General features: G+C 68.2%; 24 protein-coding genes. 19 read left to right on the top strand and 5 right to left on the bottom strand.

What is annotated here, in order from left to right; translation table 11 throughout:
• Nucleotides 1–22 precede the first annotated feature (22 nt).
• The 9 genes from ACZY0X_RS14665 to ACZY0X_RS14625 all read left to right on the top strand — a co-directional run bounded on the left by ACZY0X_RS14665 (nucleotide 23) and on the right by ACZY0X_RS14625 (nucleotide 9640).
• Complete coding sequence (locus ACZY0X_RS14665; protein ID WP_463771379.1) at nucleotides 23–781, top strand: lysoplasmalogenase; 759 nt, start codon at nucleotides 23–25, stop codon at nucleotides 779–781.
• The gene (locus ACZY0X_RS14660; protein WP_463771378.1) at nucleotides 778–2823 is read left to right on the top strand and encodes a primosomal protein N'; all 2046 of its coding nucleotides are present in this window, start codon (nucleotides 778–780) and stop codon (nucleotides 2821–2823) included. Before ACZY0X_RS14665 ends, ACZY0X_RS14660 begins: the two co-directional genes overlap by 4 nt.
• A gap of 69 nt (nucleotides 2824–2892) precedes the next feature.
• Nucleotides 2893–4701: a DUF2207 domain-containing protein gene (locus ACZY0X_RS14655; RefSeq protein WP_463771377.1), complete on the top strand. Its 1809-nt coding sequence runs from the start codon at nucleotides 2893–2895 to the stop codon at nucleotides 4699–4701.
• On the top strand, nucleotides 4695–5231 hold the full coding sequence (locus tag ACZY0X_RS14650) for a LemA family protein (RefSeq protein ID WP_463771375.1): 537 nt from the start codon (nucleotides 4695–4697) through the stop codon (nucleotides 5229–5231). The genes ACZY0X_RS14655 and ACZY0X_RS14650 overlap by 7 nt, the downstream gene beginning before the upstream one ends.
• 10 nt (nucleotides 5232–5241) lie before the next feature.
• Nucleotides 5242–6168 (top strand): methionyl-tRNA formyltransferase, encoded by a 927-nt coding sequence (gene fmt, locus ACZY0X_RS14645; RefSeq protein ID WP_463771374.1) that lies wholly within the window; start codon nucleotides 5242–5244, stop codon nucleotides 6166–6168.
• A complete protein-coding gene (locus ACZY0X_RS14640; protein WP_463771372.1) occupies nucleotides 6165–7565 on the top strand; it encodes an RsmB/NOP family class I SAM-dependent RNA methyltransferase in 1401 nt (466 codons plus the stop codon). The genes fmt and ACZY0X_RS14640 overlap by 4 nt, the downstream gene beginning before the upstream one ends.
• A gap of 5 nt (nucleotides 7566–7570) precedes the next feature.
• A complete protein-coding gene (gene rpe, locus ACZY0X_RS14635; protein WP_463771371.1) occupies nucleotides 7571–8245 on the top strand; it encodes a ribulose-phosphate 3-epimerase in 675 nt (224 codons plus the stop codon).
• The gene (ribD, locus tag ACZY0X_RS14630) at nucleotides 8245–9246 is read left to right on the top strand and encodes a bifunctional diaminohydroxyphosphoribosylaminopyrimidine deaminase/5-amino-6-(5-phosphoribosylamino)uracil reductase RibD (RefSeq protein WP_463771602.1); all 1002 of its coding nucleotides are present in this window, start codon (nucleotides 8245–8247) and stop codon (nucleotides 9244–9246) included. The genes rpe and ribD overlap by 1 nt, the downstream gene beginning before the upstream one ends.
• A 238-nt stretch (nucleotides 9247–9484) precedes the next feature.
• On the top strand, nucleotides 9485–9640 hold the full coding sequence (locus tag ACZY0X_RS14625; protein WP_463771369.1) for a hypothetical protein: 156 nt from the start codon (nucleotides 9485–9487) through the stop codon (nucleotides 9638–9640).
• 15 nt (nucleotides 9641–9655) lie between these two features.
• Here ACZY0X_RS14625 and ACZY0X_RS14620 read toward each other — a convergent pair whose 3' ends face one another.
• Both ACZY0X_RS14620 and ACZY0X_RS14615 read right to left on the bottom strand, forming a co-directional pair.
• Nucleotides 9656–11239, bottom strand: a complete 1584-nt coding sequence (locus tag ACZY0X_RS14620) for an MFS transporter (protein WP_463771368.1) — start codon at nucleotides 11237–11239, stop codon at nucleotides 9656–9658.
• Between the two features lie 11 nt (nucleotides 11240–11250).
• Nucleotides 11251–11964 (bottom strand): LppX_LprAFG lipoprotein, encoded by a 714-nt coding sequence (locus tag ACZY0X_RS14615; RefSeq protein WP_463771366.1) that lies wholly within the window; start codon nucleotides 11962–11964, stop codon nucleotides 11251–11253.
• A 196-nt stretch (nucleotides 11965–12160) separates the two neighbouring features.
• On the opposite strand from ACZY0X_RS14615, the gene ACZY0X_RS14610 reads away from it, so the two are divergent.
• A complete protein-coding gene (locus tag ACZY0X_RS14610) occupies nucleotides 12161–12781 on the top strand; it encodes a riboflavin synthase (RefSeq protein WP_463771365.1) in 621 nt (206 codons plus the stop codon).
• A gap of 51 nt (nucleotides 12782–12832) precedes the next feature.
• Here ACZY0X_RS14610 and ACZY0X_RS14605 read toward each other — a convergent pair whose 3' ends face one another.
• Nucleotides 12833–13270: a DUF1942 domain-containing protein gene (locus ACZY0X_RS14605; protein WP_463771364.1), complete on the bottom strand. Its 438-nt coding sequence runs from the start codon at nucleotides 13268–13270 to the stop codon at nucleotides 12833–12835.
• A 433-nt stretch (nucleotides 13271–13703) separates the two neighbouring features.
• Between ACZY0X_RS14605 and ACZY0X_RS14600 the strand changes: the two genes are divergently transcribed.
• Genes ACZY0X_RS14600 through ACZY0X_RS14590 form a run of 3 tightly spaced genes read left to right on the top strand, consistent with a single transcriptional unit; the run spans nucleotide 13704 to nucleotide 15957 of the window.
• Nucleotides 13704–15032, top strand: coding sequence for a bifunctional 3,4-dihydroxy-2-butanone-4-phosphate synthase/GTP cyclohydrolase II (locus ACZY0X_RS14600; RefSeq protein ID WP_463771362.1), 1329 nt, complete (start codon nucleotides 13704–13706; stop codon nucleotides 15030–15032).
• A complete protein-coding gene (gene ribH, locus ACZY0X_RS14595; protein ID WP_463771361.1) occupies nucleotides 15029–15505 on the top strand; it encodes a 6,7-dimethyl-8-ribityllumazine synthase in 477 nt (158 codons plus the stop codon). The genes ACZY0X_RS14600 and ribH overlap by 4 nt, the downstream gene beginning before the upstream one ends.
• Nucleotides 15502–15957 (top strand): PH domain-containing protein, encoded by a 456-nt coding sequence (locus tag ACZY0X_RS14590; RefSeq protein ID WP_463771360.1) that lies wholly within the window; start codon nucleotides 15502–15504, stop codon nucleotides 15955–15957. The genes ribH and ACZY0X_RS14590 overlap by 4 nt, the downstream gene beginning before the upstream one ends.
• Here the strand turns inward: ACZY0X_RS14590 and ACZY0X_RS14585 are convergent.
• Together ACZY0X_RS14585 and ACZY0X_RS14580 are read right to left on the bottom strand one after the other, a co-directional pair.
• Nucleotides 15950–16420 (bottom strand): GNAT family N-acetyltransferase, encoded by a 471-nt coding sequence (locus tag ACZY0X_RS14585; protein ID WP_463771359.1) that lies wholly within the window; start codon nucleotides 16418–16420, stop codon nucleotides 15950–15952. The genes ACZY0X_RS14590 and ACZY0X_RS14585 overlap by 8 nt on opposite strands.
• The gene (locus tag ACZY0X_RS14580; RefSeq protein ID WP_463771357.1) at nucleotides 16417–16635 is read right to left on the bottom strand and encodes a hypothetical protein; all 219 of its coding nucleotides are present in this window, start codon (nucleotides 16633–16635) and stop codon (nucleotides 16417–16419) included. The genes ACZY0X_RS14585 and ACZY0X_RS14580 overlap by 4 nt, the downstream gene beginning before the upstream one ends.
• Nucleotides 16636–16678: 43 nt before the next feature.
• On the opposite strand from ACZY0X_RS14580, the gene ACZY0X_RS14575 reads away from it, so the two are divergent.
• Genes ACZY0X_RS14575 through ACZY0X_RS14550 form a run of 6 tightly spaced genes read left to right on the top strand, consistent with a single transcriptional unit; the run spans nucleotide 16679 to nucleotide 24069 of the window.
• Complete coding sequence (locus ACZY0X_RS14575; RefSeq protein ID WP_463771356.1) at nucleotides 16679–17407, top strand: hypothetical protein; 729 nt, start codon at nucleotides 16679–16681, stop codon at nucleotides 17405–17407.
• Nucleotides 17404–18777, top strand: a complete 1374-nt coding sequence (locus ACZY0X_RS14570; RefSeq protein WP_463771354.1) for a hypothetical protein — start codon at nucleotides 17404–17406, stop codon at nucleotides 18775–18777. Before ACZY0X_RS14575 ends, ACZY0X_RS14570 begins: the two co-directional genes overlap by 4 nt.
• Complete coding sequence (locus tag ACZY0X_RS14565; RefSeq protein WP_463771353.1) at nucleotides 18758–20128, top strand: Mur ligase family protein; 1371 nt, start codon at nucleotides 18758–18760, stop codon at nucleotides 20126–20128. The genes ACZY0X_RS14570 and ACZY0X_RS14565 overlap by 20 nt, the downstream gene beginning before the upstream one ends.
• Nucleotides 20129–20138: 10 nt before the next feature.
• On the top strand, nucleotides 20139–22124 hold the full coding sequence (gene uvrC / locus ACZY0X_RS14560) for an excinuclease ABC subunit UvrC (RefSeq protein WP_463771351.1): 1986 nt from the start codon (nucleotides 20139–20141) through the stop codon (nucleotides 22122–22124).
• A gap of 11 nt (nucleotides 22125–22135) precedes the next feature.
• Complete coding sequence (gene rapZ / locus ACZY0X_RS14555) at nucleotides 22136–23059, top strand: RNase adapter RapZ (protein WP_463771600.1); 924 nt, start codon at nucleotides 22136–22138, stop codon at nucleotides 23057–23059.
• Entirely contained in the window at nucleotides 23056–24069 is a 1014-nt protein-coding gene (locus ACZY0X_RS14550) for a gluconeogenesis factor YvcK family protein (protein ID WP_463771349.1), read from the top strand. Before rapZ ends, ACZY0X_RS14550 begins: the two co-directional genes overlap by 4 nt.
• The last annotated feature ends 2 nt before the right edge of the window (nucleotides 24070–24071 follow it).

The raw sequence follows: 24071 nt of genomic DNA, 5'->3' as shown, positions 1-24071 counted from the left end.
CCCGGTTTAGTACGTTCGTCCGATGACGACGATTGACGGCCCGGCCCCCTCGAGCGTGCACCGGGCCCGCCGACTCTGGATCGCGGCCGCCGTGGTCGCCGCGACCTACGGTGTCTTCCTCATCGTCACCGCGGTGCGTGTGCCGTCCGGTGCCGAACTCACCGGACAGTTCGCGCTGCAACCCGCGGTGAAGGCGCTGACGGCGGTGCTGCTCGCGGTCGCCGCGCTCGGTCACCCGATCCGACGGGAACGTCGCTGGCTGATCGCCGCGCTGCTGTTCTCCGCGGCGGGGGACTACCTGCTCGCGATGCCGTGGTGGGAGCCGTCGTTCGTGCTTGGGCTCGGCGCCTTCCTGATCGCCCATCTGTGCTTCCTTGCCGCGCTCATTCCGCTGGTGCGGCGCAGTACGGGGCGACTGGCGGGCTGTGCGGTGCTGGTCGTCGCCACGCTCGGCCTGTTGGTCTGGTTCTGGCCCCGGCTGATCGCCGAGGGCATGGCCGTTCCGGTGACGCTCTACATGGCGGTACTGGGTGCCATGGTGTGCGCGGCGCTGCTCGCCGACCTGCCCACCAAGTGGACAGCGCTCGGAGCCGTCTGCTTCGCGGTGTCGGACGGCATGATCGGCATCGGCAAGTTCGGCCTGGCCGTCGGCTCCAACCCGGAGGCGCTGGCGGTGGCCATATGGTGGGCCTACTCCGCCTCGATCCTGTTGATCACCGCGGGATTTCTCTTCGGCCGCGAGCCGGTGGCGTCGGTCGGTACTGCTAAACCGGCTCAGTGAGCACCACCAGGGAGGCCGCCGAGCACGAGCCGATCGCGCGCGTGCTGCCGATGCTGTCGGTGCCTCATCTGGACCGTGAGTTCGACTACCTCGTCACCACCGAGCAGTCCGACGACGCACAACCCGGCGTCCGCGTCCGGGTGCGCTTCCACGGGCGTCTCGTCGATGCGTTCATCCTCGAAAGGCGTTCTGACACCGATCATGTCGGCAAGCTCGGCTGGCTGGACCGGGTGGTGTCGCCCGAGCCAGTGCTGTCCGCCGACGTGCGACGTCTCGCCGAGGCGGTCGCCGCGCGTTACGCGGGCACTCGACCTGACGTGTTGCGTCTTGCGGTTCCACCGCGACACGCCAACGTCGAGAAGCAGGTGGTCGTCGCCCCGCCGCCGGCTGTCGCGGTGCCGGTCGATGACACCGCCTGGTCGGTCTACGGGCGTGCCGCGGGGTTCCTCGGCGCGCTCGGTGAGGGCCGCGCCGCACGTGCGGTGTGGCAGGCGCTGCCGGGGGAGCAGTGGGCCGATCGGCTGGCCGAGGCCGCCGCCGTGGTCGTGAACTCCGGCCGTTCGGCGCTGGCGGTGGTCCCGGACCAACGAGACGTCGATGCGTTGCACGCGGCCGCCGTGCGTCACGTCGACGCCACCGCGGTGGTGGCGTTGTCGGCGGGTCTGGGGCCTGCGGAGCGCTACCGCCGGTGGCTGGCGGTGCTGCGGGGACACGCCCGTTTCGTCATCGGCACCCGCAGTGCGGTCTTCGCGCCGGTGGCCGACCTCGGCCTGGTCATGGTCTGGGACGACGGTGACGACAACCTGGCCGAGCCGCGGTCGCCCTACCCGCACGCCAGGGAGGTCTCGATGCTGCGCGCACACCAACTGCGCTGCGCGGCACTGATCGGCGGCTACGCACGCACCGCCGAAGCCCAGGCGCTGGTGCGCACGAGGTGGGCGCATGACCTGGTCGCCACGCGTCCGACCGTGCGGGCCAGGACACCCCGGGTCACCGCCATCGATGACAGCGCATTCGAGCAGGAGCGTGACGCCGCGTCGCGCACCGCCCGGATGCCGACCATGGCGTTGGACGCCGCCCGCGGGGCCCTGCGCGCCGAGCGGCCTGTCCTCGTCCAGGTGCCACGTCGTGGCTACGTGCCGGCGCTGGCGTGCGGCCGGTGTCGGAACATCGCCCGGTGCCGACACTGCACCGGACCGCTGTCGCTGCACGAACGCGATGCCGCAGGCGCGGTGTGCCGGTGGTGTGGTCGCGAGGAACTCGGGTTGCGCTGCGCGCGTTGCGGTTCCGATGCGGTGCGCGCAGTGGTCGTCGGCGCGCGACGTACGGCCGAGGAGCTCGGCCGCGCGTTTCCCGGCGTCGCCGTGGTGACCTCCGGGGGCGACGCGGTGCTCGCCGAGGTGCCGGGCACCCCCGCCCTGGTGGTCGCCACACCGGGTGCGGAACCCATCGCCGAGGGAGGCTACGGCGCGGCGCTGCTACTCGACGGCTGGTCGCTGCTCGGCAGACAGGATCTGCGCGCAGCCGAGGACGCGTTGCGCCGCTGGATGGCTGCGGCCGCGCTGGTGCGCCCGCGGGGCGATGGCGGCATCGTCGCGGTGGTCGCCGAGTCCGCGATCCCCACCGTGCAGGCCCTGATCCGGTGGGATCCCGTCGCGCACGCCGAGCTGGAGTTGGATGCCAGAGCCGAGGTCGGGCTGCCGCCCGCGGTGCACATGGCCGCGATCGACGGCAGCGGGCGGGCCGTGGCCGCGCTGCTCGACGCTGCCGACGTGCCGGACGGGGCCGACATCCTGGGACCGGTCGATCTGCCGCCGGGTGCGCGGCGTCCCGCAGGCGAACCGAAGCCCAGTGCCGCTCGGGCAAATGCCGCCGCCGGGGTGGCTCCGGCCGACGACCCCGTCATCCGGATGCTGGTGCGGGTGCCCCGCGACGGTGGTCTGGCTCTGGCCGCGGCATTGCGCAAGGCGACGGGTGTGATGAGCGCGCGCCACGATCAACAACCAGTTCGTGTGCAAATCGATCCCTTGCACATAGGGTAGGGCGAATCCCAGGCGACCTGGGACGACGCGGATCCGGTCCAGGTGGGGCCGAGCCGATCGAGGGGTGACATGCGGCGGGTAATCGGCTGGTTGATCCTGGTGGGTCTCATCGCCATCGGGCTGCTGTGGCCGCTTGTCGGTAGCGGCGCATCGGCGGCCGGGCCGGCGAACGATCCGGTGATGATCACCAACTTCGACGCCGACTTCGCAGTCACCGAGGACGGCACTCTCGACGCCGTCGAGACGATCACCGGCGAGTTCCCCAGCGGGCGGCACGGCATCTTTCGCTACTGGGATGTGGCCAACCAGAACAGCCCTCATGTCCGGCAGACCCCGGAGATCACATCGATCCTGATGGACGGCGAACCCGCCGGGTACGAGCTGCTGTGGGAGGACGGCGAACGCTTTCGGGTGGCCAAGATCGGCGATCCCGACAGCACGCTGACTCCCGGCGAACACACCTACGAGATTCGCTACACCATTGCCGGCGTGCTCGATCCCGGTGGCACCGGCGAGAACCGGCAGTTCGCGCGTTCCGTCGGCGAGCCCAACTCGGAGTCGACGTTCTACTGGAACGTCATCGCACCGTCGTGGAACAACTGGATCGAGCGGGCGAACGTTCACCTCACCCTGCCCGCCGATGTCACCGGTGCGCAGTGCTCGGTCGGTTACGGCGTCGGAGATGCCTGCGCCGGCCTCAGCGTCGACGGAAACACCGTTGAGGTCACCGCCACGGACCTGGCACCGCGCACACCGGTCACGCTGCGCGCCGGGATCGACCTACCGACACCCGCGCGCGCCACCCTGCCGTGGTCGTGGACCTGGGACCGGATACTCGGTCAGTCGGTGATCACCGTCGTCTGGCTCCTCGCGCTGTCCGTCGCCGGAGGCGCGATGGCCTACCTGTGGTACCGGACCACTGTCGAACCCGAGCCCGGCTTCCCAGTGCAGTACGGACCACCAGCTGGTCTTGGCCCAGTGCAGATCGAGTACATCCGCACCGAGAGCGTGCCAAGCAACGGCTTGACCGCGACGCTGTTGTACCTGGCTGAACGCAAACTGGTCGACCTCAAACAGACAAGCGCCGACCAGTGGGTCATCCGTGGGATCGCGCAGCGAAGCGCGTGGGCGGATGTGGATCCCGTCAGCATCGCCGTCGGCTCCACGCTGAAGGTGATGAGTTCGGGGGCCGAGTTCGAGGCCAAGCCGACGAAGAGGGCCGGCGAGAAGCTCAGCAAGGCCAAGTCGGACATGGCCGCGGCGGTGAAGAAGTGGGCGCTCGACGACGGTCTGATCGTGAAGCGCAAGAAGGAACTGTGGGTGCGCACGGCCAACGCGCTGGCACTGATCCTGGCCGTCTTCGGATTCCTCCGGTGGGGTTTCCCGACCACCTTGTGGGGCCTGCCGTTCGCGGTGTTCTTCGCCTTCACGGTGAAGTCGTGGGCTGACGGCGTGGGCATGCGGCGCACGGCGGCGGGACGCCAACTGTGGTCGCAGGCCGGGGGATTCCACCGACTGCTGTCCACCGACTCCGCCGAGACGCGATTCGACTTCGCGGCCCGCAAGGACCTGTACACCGCCTACATCCCGTTCGCGGTCGCCGCGGGCGCCGCGGCACTGTGGGCCAAGAAGTACCAGGACGCGACCGGCGCGGTTGCCCCGCAGCCCGATTGGTACGGTTCCTCGTCCACTACCAGCTCGAGTCTCTCCGACCACTCGGGTGGGCCTGACTTCGACAGCTTCGACTCGGCGCTATCGTCGTCGATCGGCGCCTACACCGCGTCGCAGGCATCATCGTCATCCTCGAGTGGGGGCGGCGGGTCCAGCGGTGGCGGTGGTGGCGGAGGCGGCGGCGGAGGAGGAGGTGGCTCGTGGTGACCTATCTGTTGGTTCTGGTACTGGTGCTCTTGGTACTGATCCTGATCGGCTTCGTGCTGGGCTACAACAAGATTCGCACGGCCGACGTCCGGGTGTCTGAGGCGCTTTCCGGTATCGACGTGGAACTGACCCGTCGCGCCTCGCTCATCCCGAGCCTGGTGCACACAGTTGCGAACTTCGCCGGACACGAGAAGGGCATCCTTGATCACGTCACGAACGCGCGAGCGGCGTTGACGTCGGCCACCGGCGGGAAGTCCGTCGCGGAGCGCAGCGTCGCCGCGAAGGATCTCGACACGGCCGTGGGGCAGGTGCTCGCGTTGGGGCAGAGCTATCCGCAGCTGAACTCCTCGAACAACTTCCTCAACCTTCAGGACAACCTCGCCGACACCGAGAACAAGCTGGCGTTCGCCCGGCAGTACTACAACGACGCGGTCGCCACGCTCAACCGCCTCGTCAGCACCATTCCGTGGATGTTCGTCGCGCCGCTGGCCAGGGTGCCGGAGCGCGAGTACTACCAGATTCCAGGCTGAGGTCTATTTCGTGCGCATTGTCTTCGCAGGCACCCCCGAGCCGGCACTGCCGTCCCTGCAGCGGCTGATCGACTCGCCCCACCATGACGTGGTGGCCGTACTGACCCGGCCCGACGCCGCGTCGGGCCGGCGCGGCAAGCCGGCGCCGTCACCGGTCGCCTCGCTGGCCCTCGAGCAGGGCATCCCCGTGCTGAGGCCCGCCAAGCCCAACGATGACGAATTCATCGCGGAGCTGGCCGAACTCGCGCCCGACTGCGCTGCGGTGGTGGCCTACGGCGCACTGCTGCGTGACGGCCTGCTCGCAGTTCCCCGCCTCGGCTGGATCAACCTGCACTTCTCGCTACTGCCCGCATGGCGTGGCGCTGCGCCGGTACAGGCGGCCATCGCCGCCGGCGACACCGTCACCGGCGCGACGACGTTCCAGATCGAGCCCAGTCTCGACTCCGGCCCCGTGTTCGGTGTCGTCACCGAGACGATCCGCCCGACCGACACCGCAGGCGATCTGCTCGGGCGGCTGTCGATATCGGGCGCCATGCTGCTTGAGACCACACTCGACGGGGTGGCCGACGGCTCGCTGACTGCCGTGCCGCAGCCGACCGAGGGTGTGACGCTGGCCCCGAAGATCACCGTCGAGGAGGCGCGGGTGCGGTGGGACCTTCCCGCGCACGTCGTCGACCGGCGAATCCGCGCGGTCACACCCAACCCCGGCGCCTGGACGATGGTCGGCGACCTGCGGGTCAAGCTCGGTCCCGTCACCGTCACGGATTCGGAACCGTTGCCCCCCGGCAGTATTCGCGCCGGACGTGACGGCGTGCTCGTCGGCACGGCGTCCACACCGGTGGCCCTGACCCTCATCCAACCGCCCGGGAAGAAGGCGATGGCGGCGACGGACTGGGCTCGCGGAGCCCGCCTCGACGAGACGGCGGTGGCATCGTGAATCGACCGCAGAATCGACCCCAGAATCGGCGTGCACCGCGCCGCAAACCCCTCGACCCGGCCCGGCGCGCGGCATTCGACGTGCTCCGCGCGGTCTCCGAGCGCGACGCCTACGCCAACCTCGCGCTGCCCGCGTTGCTGCGGGAGCGCGGCATCACGGGACGCGACGCCGCGTTCGCGACCGAGCTGACCTACGGTGCGTGCCGCAGCCAGGGCCTGCTCGACGCGGTGATCAGCAGCGCGGCCGGCCGGCCCACCGACCAGATCGACCCCGTCCTGCTGGATCTGTTGCGACTCGGCGTCTACCAACTGCTGCGCACCCGCGTCGAGCCGCATGCCGCAGTGGACACCACCGTCGAGCAGGCGGCTATCGAATTCGACTCGGCGCGAGCGGGTTTCGTCAACGGCGTGCTGCGCAACATCGGCGCACGTGATGAGGCGTCCTGGGTTGCCGAGCTGGCGCCGTCTGCCGCGAGCGATCCGGTGGGGCATCTGGCATTCACTCATTCGCATCCGCGCTGGATCGCCCAGTCCTTCGCCGATGCGCTCGGCGCGGACGCCGGCGAACTGGGAGCGCTGCTGGCCAGCGACGACGAACGACCACAGGTGCACCTGGCCGCACGGCCCGGGGTGTTGACCGCGGCCGAGTTGGCCGCGCAGGTGGACGGCACCCTCGGTCGCTACTCGCCGTACGCGGTTTACCTGTCCGGCGGTGACCCCGGCCAACTGGCATCGATACGCGACGGCTCCGCGCAGGTGCAGGACGAGGGCAGCCAGCTGGTCGCGCGAGCGCTGACACTGGCGCCCGTCGACGGTGACGGGGGCCGCTGGCTTGACCTGTGCGCTGGTCCGGGCGGCAAGACATCGCTGCTGGCCGCCATCGCCGCCGACACCGGTGCCCGGGTCACGGCGATCGAGCCCGCACCGCACCGCGCGGATCTGGTCGAGCAGAACGTCCGAGGGCTCGACGTCGAGGTGTTGCGCGTCGACGGCCGCGAGAGCGGGCTGCCCGCCGCGTCCTTCGACCGTGTGCTGGTCGATGCACCGTGCACCGGGCTCGGAGCACTGCGACGTCGACCCGAGGCGCGGTGGCGCAGACAGCCCGGCGATGTGCCCGCGCTGGCGAAGCTGCAGCGCGAACTGCTGGCCGCGGCGATCGCACTGGTGCGGCCGGGCGGGGTGGTGCTGTACGCGACGTGCTCGCCGCACCTGGCCGAGACAGTCGGGGTGGTCACCGACGCGGTGCGCCGTCATCGCGTTGAGCCGATCGACACCCGGCCGCTGTTCGACCCCGGCCTCGACACCGTGCCTGATCTCGGGCCCGGACCGCATGTGCAGCTGTGGCCCCACCGGCACGGGACGGATGCAATGTTCGCCGCGGCCCTGCAAGTAGTCTGACGGCCATGGCTGGACCGATGATTGCACCGTCGATACTGGCTGCCGACTTCGCTCGGCTGGCTGAGGAGACCGCAGCGGTGAAGGGCGCCGACTGGTTACACGTCGACGTCATGGACAACCACTTCGTACCCAATCTGACCCTCGGCATGCCGGTGGTCGAGAGCCTGCTGCGGGTCACCGACATTCCGATGGACTGCCATCTGATGATCGAGGACCCCGCCCGATGGGCACCGCCGTACGCCGAGGCGGGCGCATACAACGTGACATTTCACGCCGAGGCGACTGACGATCCGCGCGCCGTGGCCCGCGACATCCGAGCTGCGGGCGCGAAGGCGGGTCTGGCCGTCAAACCAGGTACGCCGATCGACCCCTACCTGGAGATCCTGCGTGACTTCGACACGCTTCTGGTGATGTCGGTCGAACCCGGTTTCGGTGGACAGAAGTTCATCCCCGAGGTGCTGCCCAAGGTGAGCATCGTTCGGCGGCTCGTCGACGCCGGTGAACTGAGGATCCTGGTGGAGATCGACGGCGGTATTAACGCCGACACGATCGAGGCGGCTGCGGAAGCCGGGGTGGACTGCTTCGTCGCGGGCTCGGCGGTCTACAGCGCGTCAGACCCGGCCGCGGCAGTGGAGGCGCTGAGGCGGCAGGCTGCCGCGGTGTCCCCGCACCTGTCGTGATCACGCCCGAGGCCGCCATGCGGTTGGCCATCGAGCTGTCCGATCAGGTCAAGGGCACCACCTATCCGAACCCGCCCGTCGGCGCGGTCATCCTGGACCGCCACGGTGACGTCGCAGGCGTTGGAGCGACGGCGCCGCAGGGTGGCCCGCACGCCGAGGTACTCGCGTTGCGGCGGGCGGGGGAGCGGGCCGCGGGCGGCACCGCGGTCGTGACGCTGGAGCCGTGCAATCATCACGGTCGTACCCCGCCGTGCGTGGATGCCCTTCTCGCCGCCGGTGTCTCGGCCGTCGTGTACGCCGTGGCCGATCCGAACCCGCTGGCCGCCGGCGGTTCTGCGAGGCTGACCGGCAGCGGTGTCGACACCATGTCGGGCGTGCTGGCCGACGATGTGATCGGCGGCCCGCTGCGCGAGTGGTTGCACAAGCAGCGGACCGGCCGCCCCCACGTCACGTGGAAGTACGCGACGAGCGTGGACGGGCGCAGTGCCGCGGCAGATGGCAGCAGCCAGTGGATCACCAGCGAGGCCGCACGCGCTGACGTACACCGGCGGCGAGCGGTGGTCGATGCCATCGTCGTCGGCACGGGCACCGTGCTGTTCGACGACCCCACGTTGACGGCGCGACTTCCCGACGGCAGCCTGGCCGAACGTCAGCCGCTCCGCGTTGTCGTCGGTGAACGCGAAATATCCTCGGATGCAAGAGTTTTGAACGATGACTCGCGGACGATGGTGATCCGCACCCGTGACCCACACGAGGTGATTCGGGCGCTGTCGGACCGCACCGATGTGCTGCTCGAGGGTGGCCCGACCTTGGCAGGCGGATTTCTGCGGGCCGGCGTGATCGACAGGATCCTGGCCTATGTCGCGCCCATCCTGCTGGGTGGACCGATCGTCGCCGTCGATGACATCGGGGTGCCGAGCATCACCCACGCCCAGCGGTGGCGCTTCGACGGGACCGAACGGATAGGCCCCGACCTTCGCCTCAGCCTGGTGCCCGGCTGATCCGCTTGGGTGAGATCTAGAATTCCTCTCCGCGTGAATGTGACTGGCATCACTCATATTCAGCGTCCGTTGGGTGACTCGTTACCGGTTCGAGACGTCGAGCGCGGGATGGAGGCCGGTCTGGGCGGGCGGGCGCCCGTAGAATCGAAGACATGTTCGGGCCGTTGGAGCCCGTCACGCGTATCGCGCCTTACCAACGATGTTCGCGCGCAGGTAAGCACGAACAAAGGACAGGAACATGACTGCCCTGCAGGACTGGCTCGGTATTCGCCCAGTCGATCAGAGCACCATCAAGGAAATGGTCTGCCGGCCGCTGCGCGCGGTGCTGAGTAGCCCGAGCACCGCCAAGCGCAACGAGTTCAGATTGCAAACACCCGGTATCGAGCGCTGCTGAGAAGGCCGACCGGGCCTACCGGTTGGCCTCGATGACCTCGGCTGGATCGGGATCGGCGTCGGGAGCATCTGCGACCTCGTGCCTGCCGCTGATGAACAGCCCCAACAGCGCGCCCACGATGCACACGATCGCCGTGATGCCGAAGATCTCACCGTACTGAAGTGCGTACGCCTCGACGGATGCCTTCGCAACGCGCGTGACTCCGGCAACCAACTGGCCGCCAGGTGTGTCGGCCGACGGCGCAGGCTGCGCTGCCAGTCGCTCCGCCAGGTGCTGATTGAACCGATAGATCCCCCACGCGGACAGTGCTGCCACACCGACCAGCATTCCCGTCATGCGAGCGACCACCACTGCCGACGACGCGATGCCGTGCTGTATCGACGGAACCACGCGCAGTGCCGCCGAGGTGAGTGGGCCGATCACCAGGCCGAGACCGATGCCGGCCAGGGCGAGATCGGTGTCCATCGCGGGCAGCGTGAAGAAGCCGAGATCGTGACGCGCGGCCAGGAGATCGACGGGCCAGTGTGAGATGAGCCAGTACGCGTACGCCGCGATGAGTAGTCCGACGAACGCGACGATGCGGTCACCGACCCTGGTGGCGACCCATCCGCCTACAAGGGCGCCGATGGGCAGTGCGACCAAAAAGCGCATCAGCAGGAAGGCGGCCTGGTTCTGGTCGAGTCCGAGCACCGCCTGGCCGAAGAGCTCGACGTTGACGAGCGTCACCATCAGTGCGGCGCCTGCGGCGAATGAGGCGCCGAGGGCGCACAGGAACGGCCGGAAGTGCACGCCCGCCGGGTCGATGAGCTTGGTCTTGGCGAACTTCTCCCACGTGAAGAACGCGACTGTGGCAACCGCCGCCCCGCACAGCAGTATCCAACCGCCCTCGGGAAGCACGTGTTCGCCGTCCGGGGCGGGGTTGTAGAGACCGAACACGACGAGCACCAGGACCAGCGCCAGCAGAAGTCCGCCGACGACGTCGACCTTCTCGGCCGGGCCCTCGCGCTTCTGCCGCGACGGGATGCTGAAGTGGATCATCACCATGGCGACGATGGCCATGGGGACGTTGATCCAGAAGACGTCGCGCCAACTGTTGAGCGCCCACACCACTGCGATGCCGTACAGCGGGCCGAGCACGCTGCCGAGTTCCTGCGCGGCACCGATACCGCCGAGGACGGCGGCGCGTTTGCGCTCCGACCACAGGTCGGCCGCCAGCGCGAGCGTGACGGGCAGCAGCGCACCGCTGGCGATGCCCTGCACGATGCGGCCGATCACCAGGACCGTCAGATCGCCCGACATCGCGGTGATGATGGATCCGACGGCGAAGCCGACGAGGCTCACCTGCAGCAGTAGTTTTCGTCCGAACCTGTCCGACGCACGTCCCAGAAGTGGCATCGCCGCGATGTAGCCCACCAGATAGCCGGTGATGATCGGCGCGACCTGCTGGATCTGGTTTATCGGGATCTGAATGTCGATCATGATGTCGCGGATGATCGTGATCACGACATAGGTGTCGAGTGCGCCGAGCAGCACGGCGAGGCCGCCCGCACTGATTGCGATCCGACGGCTGTTGGCCGAACCTGTTGAGGTCTGCGACATCTGGTGTGTCCTTACACCGCGGGCTTGGTGACGGTGACGGGCTTACCCCAGTCGGACATCGTCATCTGGACGGTGTTGCCGGGGGTCGGCTCCAGTTTGGCCTGGATGAGCTGATGGTCACCCTCCTCCTCGATCCAGGCGGTGGCGGGCGCGGGGCCGGTGGCGCCGATCTGCGGAGCGATCTTGTTGACGGCGTCGGCACTGACGGTTCCGGTGACCTTCACGGTGTCCACGCCATTGACGTTCTCCCGTCCGTCGGCCTTGGGGTCGGAGAAGTTGGCGACGATGTTGGCCAGCCCGGTGTCGGGCTTAAGGATCGCCGCCACGTCGTAGATGTCGACGGCGGGACCGAAGTCCTGCCAGCTGCCCGGCGTGATGGCGCCCCACAGCGTGTCGTCAAGCACGACGAACTCGACACCCTCGAGCTTCTGGCCGAGGAAGATGATGTCGGCCTTGCCGGAGGCCGCGACCGCCGGAGTCAGGGTCAGATCACCGGTCAGCGAGGCGATGGGCAGTGCCTTGATCTCGCCATCGACCGACAGCTGCAAGTGGACACTCTTCTGGGCCAGTGTGGTCTTCGTCGAGTCCGCCACCAGTGTTGCCGCGTCGGGCAGTGGTTCGGTGGACTCCTTGCTGGACGAGGAGCATCCGGCGACCAGCACGGTGGCGGTCAGGATTGCTGTGAAGGCTGATACGAGGACGGCAAGCCGGGGGCGCGTCTGCATGATTTGCATCGTAGAGGGTGCCGCGGGGTACACCGCGGGTCCGGTGTACCGGAATCGGTCGACTCATGGTTTCTGACCTTGACATTCCCGCGCAAAAGGTTCATCGGGGTGCCGCCGTTTCGCTGGCCACGGCTGCGGGCGGCCTGACCGCGGGCGCGCTCGGACGGCGGCGTGGACGGCGTCGTAGCCTTGTTCGGTGTTCACCGGAATTGTTGAAGAGCTTGGTGAGATCGTCGGCAAGGAGGATCTCGTGGATGCCGCGCGATTCGTCATCCGCGGTCCACTCGTCACCACGGACGCCGGCCACGGTGACTCGATTGCCGTGAACGGCGTGTGTCTCACCGTGGTGGACGTCCTGTCCGACGGTGCGTTCACCGCCGACGTGATGGCCGAGACCCTCAACCGGTCCAGCCTGCGCGGCGTTGACGTGGGTAGCCGGGTCAACCTGGAACGCGCCGCGGCGGTCAACAGCCGACTCGGCGGACACATCGTCCAGGGCCACGTCGATGGCACCGGCCACGTGATCGCCCGCACACCGTCACAGAACTGGGAGGTGGTGCGCGTCGCATTGCCCCAGGAACTGGCTCGCTACGTCGTCGAGAAGGGGTCGATCACGGTCGACGGTGTGTCGCTCACGGTGTCCGCGCTTGGCGTTGACAATTCCGGGGACGACGCATCGGGGGACTGGTTCGAGGTGTCGCTCATCCCGACCACTCTGGAGTTGACGACCCTGGGCCGCGCCGCCGTCGGCACCCCGGTCAACCTCGAGGTGGACGTGATCGCCAAGTACGTCGAGCGGCTGCTCGGTCAACGATAGCGGCTCTACCAGCGGGTATGCCCCATCGTCCCACTGTCCACTGGGTAGCCGCTAGGGACGCGTACCTCCCTGCGGCTGTCCGGGAATCCACACCAGAAGATCCTGAACACCATCGTTGTAGACGACGCTGTTCGGCACAGGGCCGACGACGTCGAAGAAGATCGTGCCGGGCACCGAGCCGCCGATGACGCGGTAGATCGCCCCGTCCTCCGCGCGGGCGTTGAAGAACGGCATGAACGGATTCCCGCCACCCTCGACGGTCACATTTGCTTCATACAACTGGCCGTTGTGCGGTACCGGGGCGGAACTCGGATTCAGCCCGTGAACGGTGTAGGTGACCTGCGGAGCACCGTTGGGACCGATCAGTGTCTCCGGCTGACCGAACGGTTTGATGTTGCTGGCCGCCGACGCAGGACCAAGCGTGCTGGCAGCGACGCCGACCGCGACTGCGACGATGCCAATCGATGCCGCTAGTTTGTTGAGCTTCACCTTGACTCCCCTCATGTGACAGCGCTGTGTACAGAGCGAAATTCCCCTCCGAATCGCTGGTGAAACGCGAAATCGCAGCACCGCAACCCGCGCTGTTGCCGGAGCTGTTCTTGTACCCCTGTAGGGCAGGGTTCGCGCCAATCGACGTTGTTCTTGTCCCCCTGCCCAACCCCGGCACCGACAAGATCCCGCACAGCGGCCGTGCCATGGACGACCATGGCCGTCACCCGGTTTCATCCGCGGGTTGAACACCGCGGCGGTTACACATATTTGCGAACCGCCTGCCCCGCTGGTCGGGAGCGGGCAATAACGCGCGCTTCAGCGTGGTTCATACTGAAGTCGATTGATTGGTCCTAGGCGAGTTCGAGCGCTGACCCGCGATACACGTGGTCGTGCGCCCCGAAATCGCCTACCTGGAGTAGGTGGCAAACAGATGACGAGGCTTGATTCCGTCGAGCGGGCGATAGCCGATATCGCCGCGGGTAAGGCCGTCGTCGTCATCGACGACGAAGACCGCGAGAACGAGGGCGACCTCATCTTCGCCGCCGAGAAGGCCACGCCCGAGTTGGTGGCGTTCATGGTGCGCTACACCTCGGGCTACCTGTGCGTACCGCTGGATGGCGATGTCTGCGACCGGCTGGGCCTGCTGCCGATGTATGCGATCAACCAGGACAAGCACGGCACCGCCTACACCGTCACGGTCGACGCGAAGGCAGGCGTGGGAACCGGCATCTCGGCGTCCGACCGCGCCACGACGATGCGTCTGCTTGCCGATCCCACGGCCGTCGCCGGCGACTTCACCAAGCCCGGCCACGTCGTGCCGCTGCGCGCCAAGGACGGAGGCGTGCTGCGCAGGCCCGGTCACACCGAGGCCGCCGTCGACCTGGCGCGACTGGCCGGTCTGCAGCCTGCGGGCGCGATCTGCGAGATCGTCAGCCAGAAGGACGAGGGCTCGATGGCCCAGACCGACGAGCTGCGCGTCTTCGCCGACGACCACGACCTCGCACTGATCTCCATCGCCGATCTCATCGAGTGGCGACGCAAGCACGAACGTCACATCGAGCGGATCGCCGAGGCGCGCATCCCCACCCGGTACGGCGAGTTTCGTGCCGTCGGCTACACCAGCATCTACGACGATGTCGAACACGTCGCGCTGGTCCGCGGCGATCTCTCCGGCACCGAGGCCGACGGACACGACGTGTTGGTCCGGGTGCACTCCGAGTGCCTCACCGGCGATGTGTTCGGTTCGCGCCGCTGTGACTGCGGGCCCCAGCTGGACGCCGCGATGGCCATGGTCGCGCGTGAGGGCCGCGGCGTTGTGCTCTACATGCGGGGGCACGAGGGCCGGGGGATCGGCCTGATGCACAAGCTGCAGGCCTACCAGCTGCAGGACGCTGGCGATGACACCGTCGATGCGAACCTCAAGCTTGGCCTGCCCGCCGATGCGCGCGACTACGGCATCGGTGCGCAGATCCTGGCCGACCTCGGCGTCAAGTCGATGCGCCTGCTCACCAACAACCCGGCCAAGCGGGTCGGGCTGGACGGTTATGGGCTGCACATCATCGAGCGGGTGCCGTTGCCCGTGCGCGCGAACTCCGAGAACATCCGCTACCTGATGACCAAGCGCGATCGGATGGGTCACGACCTGGCCGGGCTGGATGACTACGAAGAGGCGGTCAAGATGGACGGCTACGACGAGGCTGTCTATCTGCTGGGTGATCGGCTTCCGCCGACCGCCGACGAGCCCGGTGGCGCGTCGTGAGTGGCGCGGGCGTTCCGGACTTCCCTGTCATCGACGCCTCGGGTATCCGCCTCGCGATCGTGGCGAGCACGTGGCACGACCGCATCTGCGACGCGCTGCTCGACGGTGCGCTGCGCACCGCGAAGGACTGCGGCGTCGACTCGCCCACCGTGGTCCGCGTGCTCGGGGCAATCGAGATTCCGGTGGTGGCACAGGCATTGGCTGCGCAGTACGACGCCGTGGTGGCGTTGGGCGTGGTGATTCGCGGCGGGACCCCACACTTCGACTACGTGTGCGACGCCGTCACCCAGGGTCTCACCAGGGTGTCGCTGGATGAGTCCACCCCGGTGGCCAACGGCGTGCTGACGGTCAACGACGAACAGCAGGCTCTCGACCGCGCCGGCCTGCCGGGGTCTGCGGAGGACAAGGGCGCGCAGGCCGCCGCGGCCGCCCTGGCAACGGCGCTGACGCTGCGCGATATCGCGCGCTCATGACCACATCGGCGGAGTGGGATCTGGAGGTTCGGCCACACCTCACGCCGTACTTCGCCTACGGCGCGGCGTTTCTCATCGCGGCCGCCCACATCGCGGTCGGCTTCCTGCTCAAGGTCGGGTCCAGCGGCGTGATCTTCCAGACCTCCGACCAGGTGGGCATCGGCACCCTTGGCGTGATCATCGCCTGCGTTGTGCTGCTGTTCGCGCGCCCGCGGCTTCGGGTCGGACCATCGGGGATCGCGGTGCGAAACCTATTGGCATACCGCCTGATCCCGTGGTCCGACGTCGTCGACGTGTCGTTCTCCGACGGCGCCCGGTGGGCCCGGGTTGACCTACCCGATGACGAGTACATACCCGCCATGGCCATTCAGGCGGTCGACAAGCAACGCGCCGTCGACTCGATGGACCGGGTCCGCGAACTCATGCTGCGCTATCGCAGCGACGTCAGCTGACGACCAGACGCATCGTGACCTCGCCGTCACGCCTGCGGGCGGCGGCGGGATCCACAACGAACCCGAGGCTCTCATAGACGCTGCGGGCGGCATTGTTGCCGGTGTTGACGCGCAGCGTGACGGCGTTCACCCGCTCGTCGCGGGCCCACGTCACCGCCGCCTCCAACAGTTGGTGTGCCAGACCGCGGTGTCGCACGGCGGGCTCGAGCCACAGCGAGTACAGATACACCGAATCCAGCGTCTCGCGCTGAGCGCCGATCAACCCCACCATCCGGTCGTCGACAAGCAGCGCAAACTGGGCGTGCTCGCGCAGCCTGCGTCGCCATTGCGCGGCCGTGAACGTGACTTCGTGCCGGTACTGGGAATCGTCGCCGCCCAGCGTGTCCTCGAGCGCGCGCAACCGCAGTATCGCGAACGCGCGCCACTGCGATTCGCCCACCCTGACGACCTTCGGTGCGCTCATGCGGTACCTGATTGCTCCTCGCGCAAGCGCTCGTCGGTGTTGGAATGCTCCTCGCGCAAGCGCTCGTCGGTGTTGGAATGCTCCTCGCGCAAGCGCTCGTCGGTGATTACCGGGTCCATTCGTCGCGTGCGATAGAATGCCCTGATAGTGACCGATTTTCGCATGGCAGCGCCGTCGCCGACGTTGGACGTTTCGCCCACGGACGATGTGCCCACGCCGACACACGGATTACAGGGAATCGATACTCCGCTTCTCCCTGTGACGCAAGTCATCACACGCCCCGGGGGCAACCCGACAATCACCCTGCCCATCCGCACCGGTGTCGCGCCCGACGTCGAGGACCTCTGGCACTACCTGGCCGAACCCGCGGAGTTCTTCGGCATCCAGATGCCCGACCGGTCAGACCTTCGCGATGCGGTGGCCGATTTCCAGGGCGCGATGTCTGCCGCGGCGCCACACGCCGTCGCCGCGGTCGCGGTCACGGTTCTCGAGGTCGACGATCGGACCCGCGTCGTCGTGACCGGCGACGTGATCCGACCGGTGCACCCCGAGGCCGTCCGCATAGCGGGCACCGACGCGCCCCTGCCGACAGCCCGGCCCGGCGACCCGCACTGGCGGCGGATGGCGGCCCGCACCACCAGCAAGGGCGAGGCCGACCAGGTCCAGCGGTGGCTCGCCGGCCAGGGCTATGCCGACACTGTCGCGATCCGAACGGGTTGCCGAGGGGTTCCGTTCCTCGGTGCGCTGGTGTTCGAGACCGCCGGTGGACTCCGGGGTGCCGACAATCCCGAACCCGTCTCCATACTCGATCAGATGGTGGCGTGCGGGCTGATCAACGCCGTTGAGCGGGTGGATGAGTGTCCCGCCGGCGCCGCCCGCGCGTGGTGGATCTCACCGCACTTCGAGACGCACCCGGTGCGCGGCATCGACGGAACCGACTACCCGGTGGACACTTCGGTGAACCCGCCGTTCACGAGGCAGCCATGACCGAGCCCTTCGCACCCGAGCAGTACCGGGTCTTCAGCATCGACGGATATGAACTCGTCGACGGCCGATTCGCCGCGCACTACGCGCTGCGCGGCACGGATCCCGCCGCCGATGTGACCTTCACCGAGACCGTCGACTTCGGGTCGGACCTGGCGCGTGTGCCCGACGACCGCCTGTTGCGTCTGCTGGCCCTGACCTGCTCGCCGAGCTACTACAAGGCCGCCGCGCCACCGCGCATCGAGATCGCCTTCCCGACATTCGATTTCGAGAAGGACTACCTGCGCGAGCTGATCGCCGGCGGTCTCGGCGAGTTCGCGTACCGTGCCGCACTGCCCGCCGCCCTGACCCCCGAGGTGACGGGCCCGACGGCGGCTCTCGACGGTGCAGCCGTACCCGAGGAGTTCGACGAGAACCGTCCACCACTGGTACCGGTGGGTGGCGGTAAGGACTCGGTGGTGACCATCGAGGCGCTCAAGCGCCACGGATTCGATCCAGTGCTGTTCAGCGTCAACAAGTTCGACCCCATCGATCGGTGCATCGCGATCAGCGGCCTTACGAGCACGCGGGTCAGTCGATCGATTGACCGCGGCCTGATCGAGGTCAACGCGAGGGGCGCGCACAACGGCCACGTGCCGGTGACCGCGATCAACAGCGTCATCGGGCTGATCGTCGCCGATGCCCGCGGCCTGGGACCGGTGGTCTTCTCCAACGAGCGGTCGTCCAACGTCGGCAACGTGTCGTGGATGGGCCGCGACGTCAACCACCAGTGGTCCAAGAGCATCACCTACGAGACCCTGCTGCGGAACACGTTGGCGCAGCACGGCATGAACCCCGGTCGATACTTCTCGCTGCTGCGCGGTCTCTCGGAGTCCGAGATCGCCGACCGGTTCCGCGCGTGTCCCGAGTACTTCGACGCGTTCATCAGTTGCAACCGGCCGTTCGCGATCGACGCGGGACGCCGGGGCGCGACGTGGTGCGGGCACTGCCCGAAGTGTCTCTTCGTGTTCCTGCTCATGGCGCCGAGGCTCGGGCGTAGCCGCCTCGAGGGGATCTTCGGCCAGAACCTGTTCGCGGTCGGCGACAATCAGCCGGGCATCGAGGACATCGTCGGGTTGGGTGTGCACAAGCCCTTCGAGTGCGTCGGTGAGTACTACGAGGCGGCGGAGGCGCTGCTCGCGGTCCTCGACGACAGGGAATGGCACGGTCTTCTGATCGTCGAGTCGCTGCGTGCGCGCCGCGACGAGCTGGTGACGGTCGCGGCCACAGACGATCAGACCGGCCCCGCGATCCACTACGTGCCCGCACGGTACGCGGTGAGCCTGGAGGAGCTGGATGGCCTGGATAGCCGGGATGACCGTGCCCCAGCCTGATCTCGCGGGTCGGGTCGTCGGCATCTGGGGATTCGGCCGCGAGGGTATCTCCATGGCGCGCACCGCCGCTGCAGCCGGTGCCGCGCGCATCGACGCGGTCGACGATGTCGGTCGCCGACCGTTCGAGACACCTGACGGCATCGAGGGCCTCACGGTGTTCCGTGGCCCGGAGCACCTCGGCCGACTGAGCGAATGCGACATCGTCTTCGTCAGCCCCGGGGTGCCGTGGCACCAACCCTTCTTCGCCGAACTCAGGCAGTCCGGTATCCGGATCTCCAGTGCGGCAGACTGGTTCGTGTCCCGGTGGGGTGCGCAGACGATCGGCGTGACGGGCACCAAGGGTAAGTCGACCACCGCGTCGTTCATCGGTCACCTCCTCGGCTCGATGGGCGTCAAGGCCGTGGTGGCGGGCAACATCGGCACCCCGCTGTCAGATCTGTCACCTGATGACGGTGTGGTGGTGGTCGCCGAGCTGTCGAGCCAGCAGGCGGCGCTGCTCACCGCATCGCCCGCGGTGGCGGTCATCACCAACCTGTACGAGGACCACCTGGACTGGCACGGAAGTACCGATTCGTACTACGCGGCGAAGGCCAATGTCTTTCGGTTCGGGTCTCGTTCGCTGGTGTGCACCCCAGAGGTGGTGACGAGGCTGGCGGGCATCGGCATCACCGACCTGCCGCCGTCGCTGCGGCTGATCGACCCCGCGACCGTGGCCTCGGGAGCGTCGGGGTCGGTGATGGGCTTCGCGCACAACGCCGTCAACGGCGCGCTGGCTGCGGCTGCGATCACGGAGATGACGGGTGCGCCTGTGCCGCAGGCCGATTTCGACGCCGCGGCGGGTACCTTCGGCGGCCTGCCGCACCGACTGCAGACGGTTCGCTCCACCGGCGCGATCTCGTGGATCGACGACACCCTGGCGACCACAGGCGAGAGCGTGGTCGCGGCACTGCGGGCCATGCGGCCAGAGGCCAACGTCGCGCTGATCGTCGGCGGCATGGACCGGCAACTCGACTACGACCAGGTCGATGACTACCTGTGCAGTGGTGCGCGCCGGGTGACGCTGATCCAGGCGCCCACCAACGGCGTCGCGATCGGCCGCGGGTTCGCCCAGGCACATCCGGGCCTGACCCGTGTCGTCGGCGACCTCGAGGAGGCGGTGCGCACGGCGGCCGCAGTGCCCGACGTCGATGTCGTCCTGCTGTCGCCGGGTGCCGCGAGCTACGACCTGTACGCCAACTACGAGGCCAAGGCCGCGGCGTACTGCGGTTTCATCGACGCTCTGGCCGGCCCGACCACTAGCCCTTCGGGCGAGACCACTAGCCCTTCGGGCGACGTCGCCCCGTCGAACTAACCTGGAACCCGTGCCTGATCCATCGACGTACCGGCCCGCGCCCGGGTCCATCCCGGTCCAACCGGGCGTCTACCGGTTCCGGGACACGCACGGCCGGGTGATCTATGTCGGCAAGGCCAAGAGCCTGCGCAGCCGGCTGACGTCCTACTTCGCCGACATCTCCGGCCTCGCTCCCCGCACCAGGCAGATGGTGACCACCGCGGGCAGCGTCGAGTGGACCGTCGTCAGCACCGAGGTCGAGGCGCTTCAGCTCGAGTACAACTGGATCAAGGAGTTCGACCCGCGGTTCAACATCCGATACCGCGACGACAAGACCTACCCGGTGCTGGCCGTGACCCTCAACGAGGAGTATCCGCGGCTGTTCGTCTACCGCGGACCGCGCCGCAAGGGTGTCCGGTACTTCGGGCCCTACTCACACGCCTGGGCCATCAGGGAGACCCTCGACCTTCTCACCCGGGTGTTCCCGGCACGCACCTGTTCGGCCGGAGTGTTTAAGCGGCACAACCAGATCGGCAGGCCCTGCCTGCTGGGCTACATCGACAAGTGCTCGGCGCCCTGCGTCGGGCGGGTAAGCGCCGAGCAGCATCGGGCCATCGTCACCGACTTCTGCGATTTCCTGTCGGGCAAGACTGACCGGTTGGTTCGTGACTTGGAGCGGCAGATGAGTGCCGCCGCCGAGGAACTGGACTTCGAGCGAGCCGCCAGGCTGCGCGACAACATCGGAGCCCTTCGGCGCGCGCTGGAGAAGCAGACCGTCGTGTTCGGGGACGGTACCGACGCCGACGTGGTCGCCTTCGCCGACGACGACCTGGAGGCCGCGGTGCAGGTCTTCCACGTCCGCGGCGGACGGGTCAGGGGCCAGCGTGGCTGGGTCGTCGAGAAGTCCGGTGAGCCGGATGAATCCGGTCCGGAGAAGCTGGTTGAACAGTTCCTCACGCAGTTCTACGGCGATCAGGCCGAACTCGGTGGCGCGGCCGACGAGGCCACCAACCCGGTTCCACGCGAGGTCCTCGTGCCCGTGCTGCCCGACAACGCCGAGGAACTGGGCACCTGGTTGAGCGGTCTGCGCGGGTCGCGGGTCTCGCTGCGGGTGCCGTACCGCGGTGACAAGCGGGCACTGGCCGAGACCGTGCAGCGCAATGCCCAGGACGCTCTCGCTCAGCACAAGCTCAAGCGCGCGGGTGATTTCAACGCGAGATCGGCTGCACTGCAGAGCATCCAGGACTTTCTCGGGCTGGCCGATGCTCCGTTGCGCATCGAGTGCGTTGACATCAGCCATGTGCAGGGCACTGACGTGGTGGCCTCCCTTGTGGTCTTCGAGGACGCGTTGCCGAAGAAGTCGGACTACCGGCACTACGCGATCCGCGAGGCGGCGGGAGACGGCCGCTCCGATGACGTGGCGTCCATCGCAGAGGTCACACGCCGCCGCTTCGCGAGGCACGTCGCGGACTCCGAGCGGCCGCTTGTCGCCGAGGGCAGGTCGCGACGGTTCGCCTACCCGCCGAACCTGTTCGTGGTCGACGGCGGTGCCCCGCAGGTCAACGCCGCAGCCGCGGTACTCGAGGAACTCGGCGTGACCGACGTCGCGGTCATCGGGTTGGCGAAGCGTCTCGAGGAGGTCTGGGTGCCCGCCGAACCGGATCCCGTCGTGATGCCGCGCAACAGCGAAGGTCTCTACCTTCTGCAGCGGGTACGCGACGAGGCACACCGGTTCGCGATCAGTTACCACCGGAGCAAGAGATCCAAGCGGATGACGGCGTCCGCACTGGACTCGGTGCGAGGCCTTGGCGAACACCGGCGCAAGGCGCTCGTCACCCACTTCGGTTCGGTGGCGCGTCTCAAGGAGGCCAGTGTCGAGGAGATCACCGCGGTGCCCGGGATCGGCGTCGCGACCGCGAAATCGGTGCTCGAAGCCCTCAGTGCGCCCGCCGTGCTCGCCGAAGCCGACGCGGTCGAGGCCGTGATCGGCGATGATCGGGGCGGGGTTTCGGAATGACGGGTCAGGAGATGGGCGAGAACGTGCGGGACGGCGGTGTCAGTGAGCAGGGGGCGGCCGAACATTCCGAGGGTGGCATCGACGTCGTCCTCGTCACCGGGTTGTCCGGAGCAGGCCGCGGAACCGCCGCGAAGGTGCTCGAGGACCTCGGCTGGTACGTGGCCGACAACCTCCCGCCCGAACTCATCGCGCAGATGGTCGAGCTGGGCTTGGCAGCGGGCTCGCGGATCACGCGTCTCGCGGTGGTGATGGACGTTCGGTCTCGAGGCTTCACCGGCGACTTGGACTGGGTCCGCAACGAACTCGCCACGCGCAGCATCACCCCGCGGGTGCTGTTCCTCGAGGCCTCCGACGACATCCTGGTGCGCCGGTATGAGCAGAACCGGCGCAGCCACCCGCTGCAGGGCGCACATACGCTGGCCGAGGGCATCAGCGCCGAGCGAACGATGCTCGAACCGATACGCGCGGCGGCGGACCTGATCATCGACACGTCGAAACTGTCGGTACATGATCTGCGCGCCAGCGTTGAACGCGCCTTCGGCGGCGAGGCCATCGCGGACACCAGCGTCACGGTCGAGTCGTTCGGCTACAAGTACGGCCTGCCGATGGACGCCGACACGGTGATGGACGTTCGCTTCCTGCCCAATCCGCACTGGGTCGACAACCTGCGGCCGCACACCGGGCAGCACCCGGCCGTGCGGGACTACGTCCTGGGTCAACCGGGAGCGGGTGAGTTCCTCGACACCTACCATCGGCTGCTGGAGGTCGTGATCGACGGCTATCGCCGGGAGGGGAAGCGGTACATGACGGTCGCCATCGGATGCACTGGTGGCAAGCACCGCAGTGTGGCCATCGCGGAGGCCCTCGCTGCGCGTCTGGAGCGTGGCGACCACGTCACCGCGCGAGTGCTGCACCGAGATCTGGGGCGCGAATGAGTTCACGCATCGTTGCCCTCGGGGGTGGGCACGGGCTGTACGCCACGCTGTCTGCGGCGCGGCGCCTCACCCCACACGTCACAGCGGTGGTCACGGTGGCAGACGACGGTGGATCCTCGGGGCGGCTTCGCAGCGAACTCGACGTGATACCACCGGGCGATCTGCGAATGGCACTGGCGGCGTTGGCATCCGACAGCCCGCACGGTCAGCTGTGGGCGACCATCCTGCAACACCGCTTCGGCGGCAGCGGCGCGTTGGCGGGCCACCCGATCGGCAATCTGATCCTGGCCGGACTCAACGAGGTGCTGGCCGACCCGGTGGCCGCTCTCGACGAACTCGGCCGGGTCCTGGGCCTCAAGGGCCGGGTCCTGCCGATGTGTCCCATCGCACTGCAGATCGAGGCTGACGTTGCCGGGCTGGACGCGGACCCGCGGATGAGCCGGGTGATCCGCGGGCAGGTCGCCGTGGCCACCACCGTCGGCAAGGTGCGGCGCGTCCGGTTGCACCCGGGCAATCCGCCGGCAACCCGGCAGGCCGTCGACGCGATCATGGCCGCCGACCTCGTGGTGCTGGGCCCGGGTTCGTGGTTCACCAGCGTCATACCGCACGTGCTGGTGCCGCAGCTCGTCGCCGCGTTGCAGGCCACCACGGCACGGCGCGCCCTGGTGCTCAATCTGGTGTCGGAACCGGGGGAGACCGCCGGCTTCTCCGCCGAGCGCCACCTGCACGTATTGGCCCAGCATGCGCCCGGTTTCACCGTGCACGACATCGTGGTCGACGCCGCGAGCGTGCCCAGCGAGCGGGAGCGCGAACAGCTCAGGCGAACTGCCGCGATACTAGACGCCGCAGTCGAGTTTGCCGAGGTGTCCCGACCTGGTACACCATTACATGACCCTGCGAGACTGGCAGCGGCTCTGGAGCGGGTGAGACTACGGGGGAGCGAGTCCATCCGCACACAGCAGGATCAAACGATTCCTACACCCGCCGCCTGGCCGGTCGACGAGAGGTGACA

The organism is Mycobacterium sp. IDUB_39, from assembly GCF_055419205.1.
The sequence above is the reverse complement of the archived record's forward strand: the minus strand, read 5'-3'. Positions and strand labels throughout refer to the sequence as shown.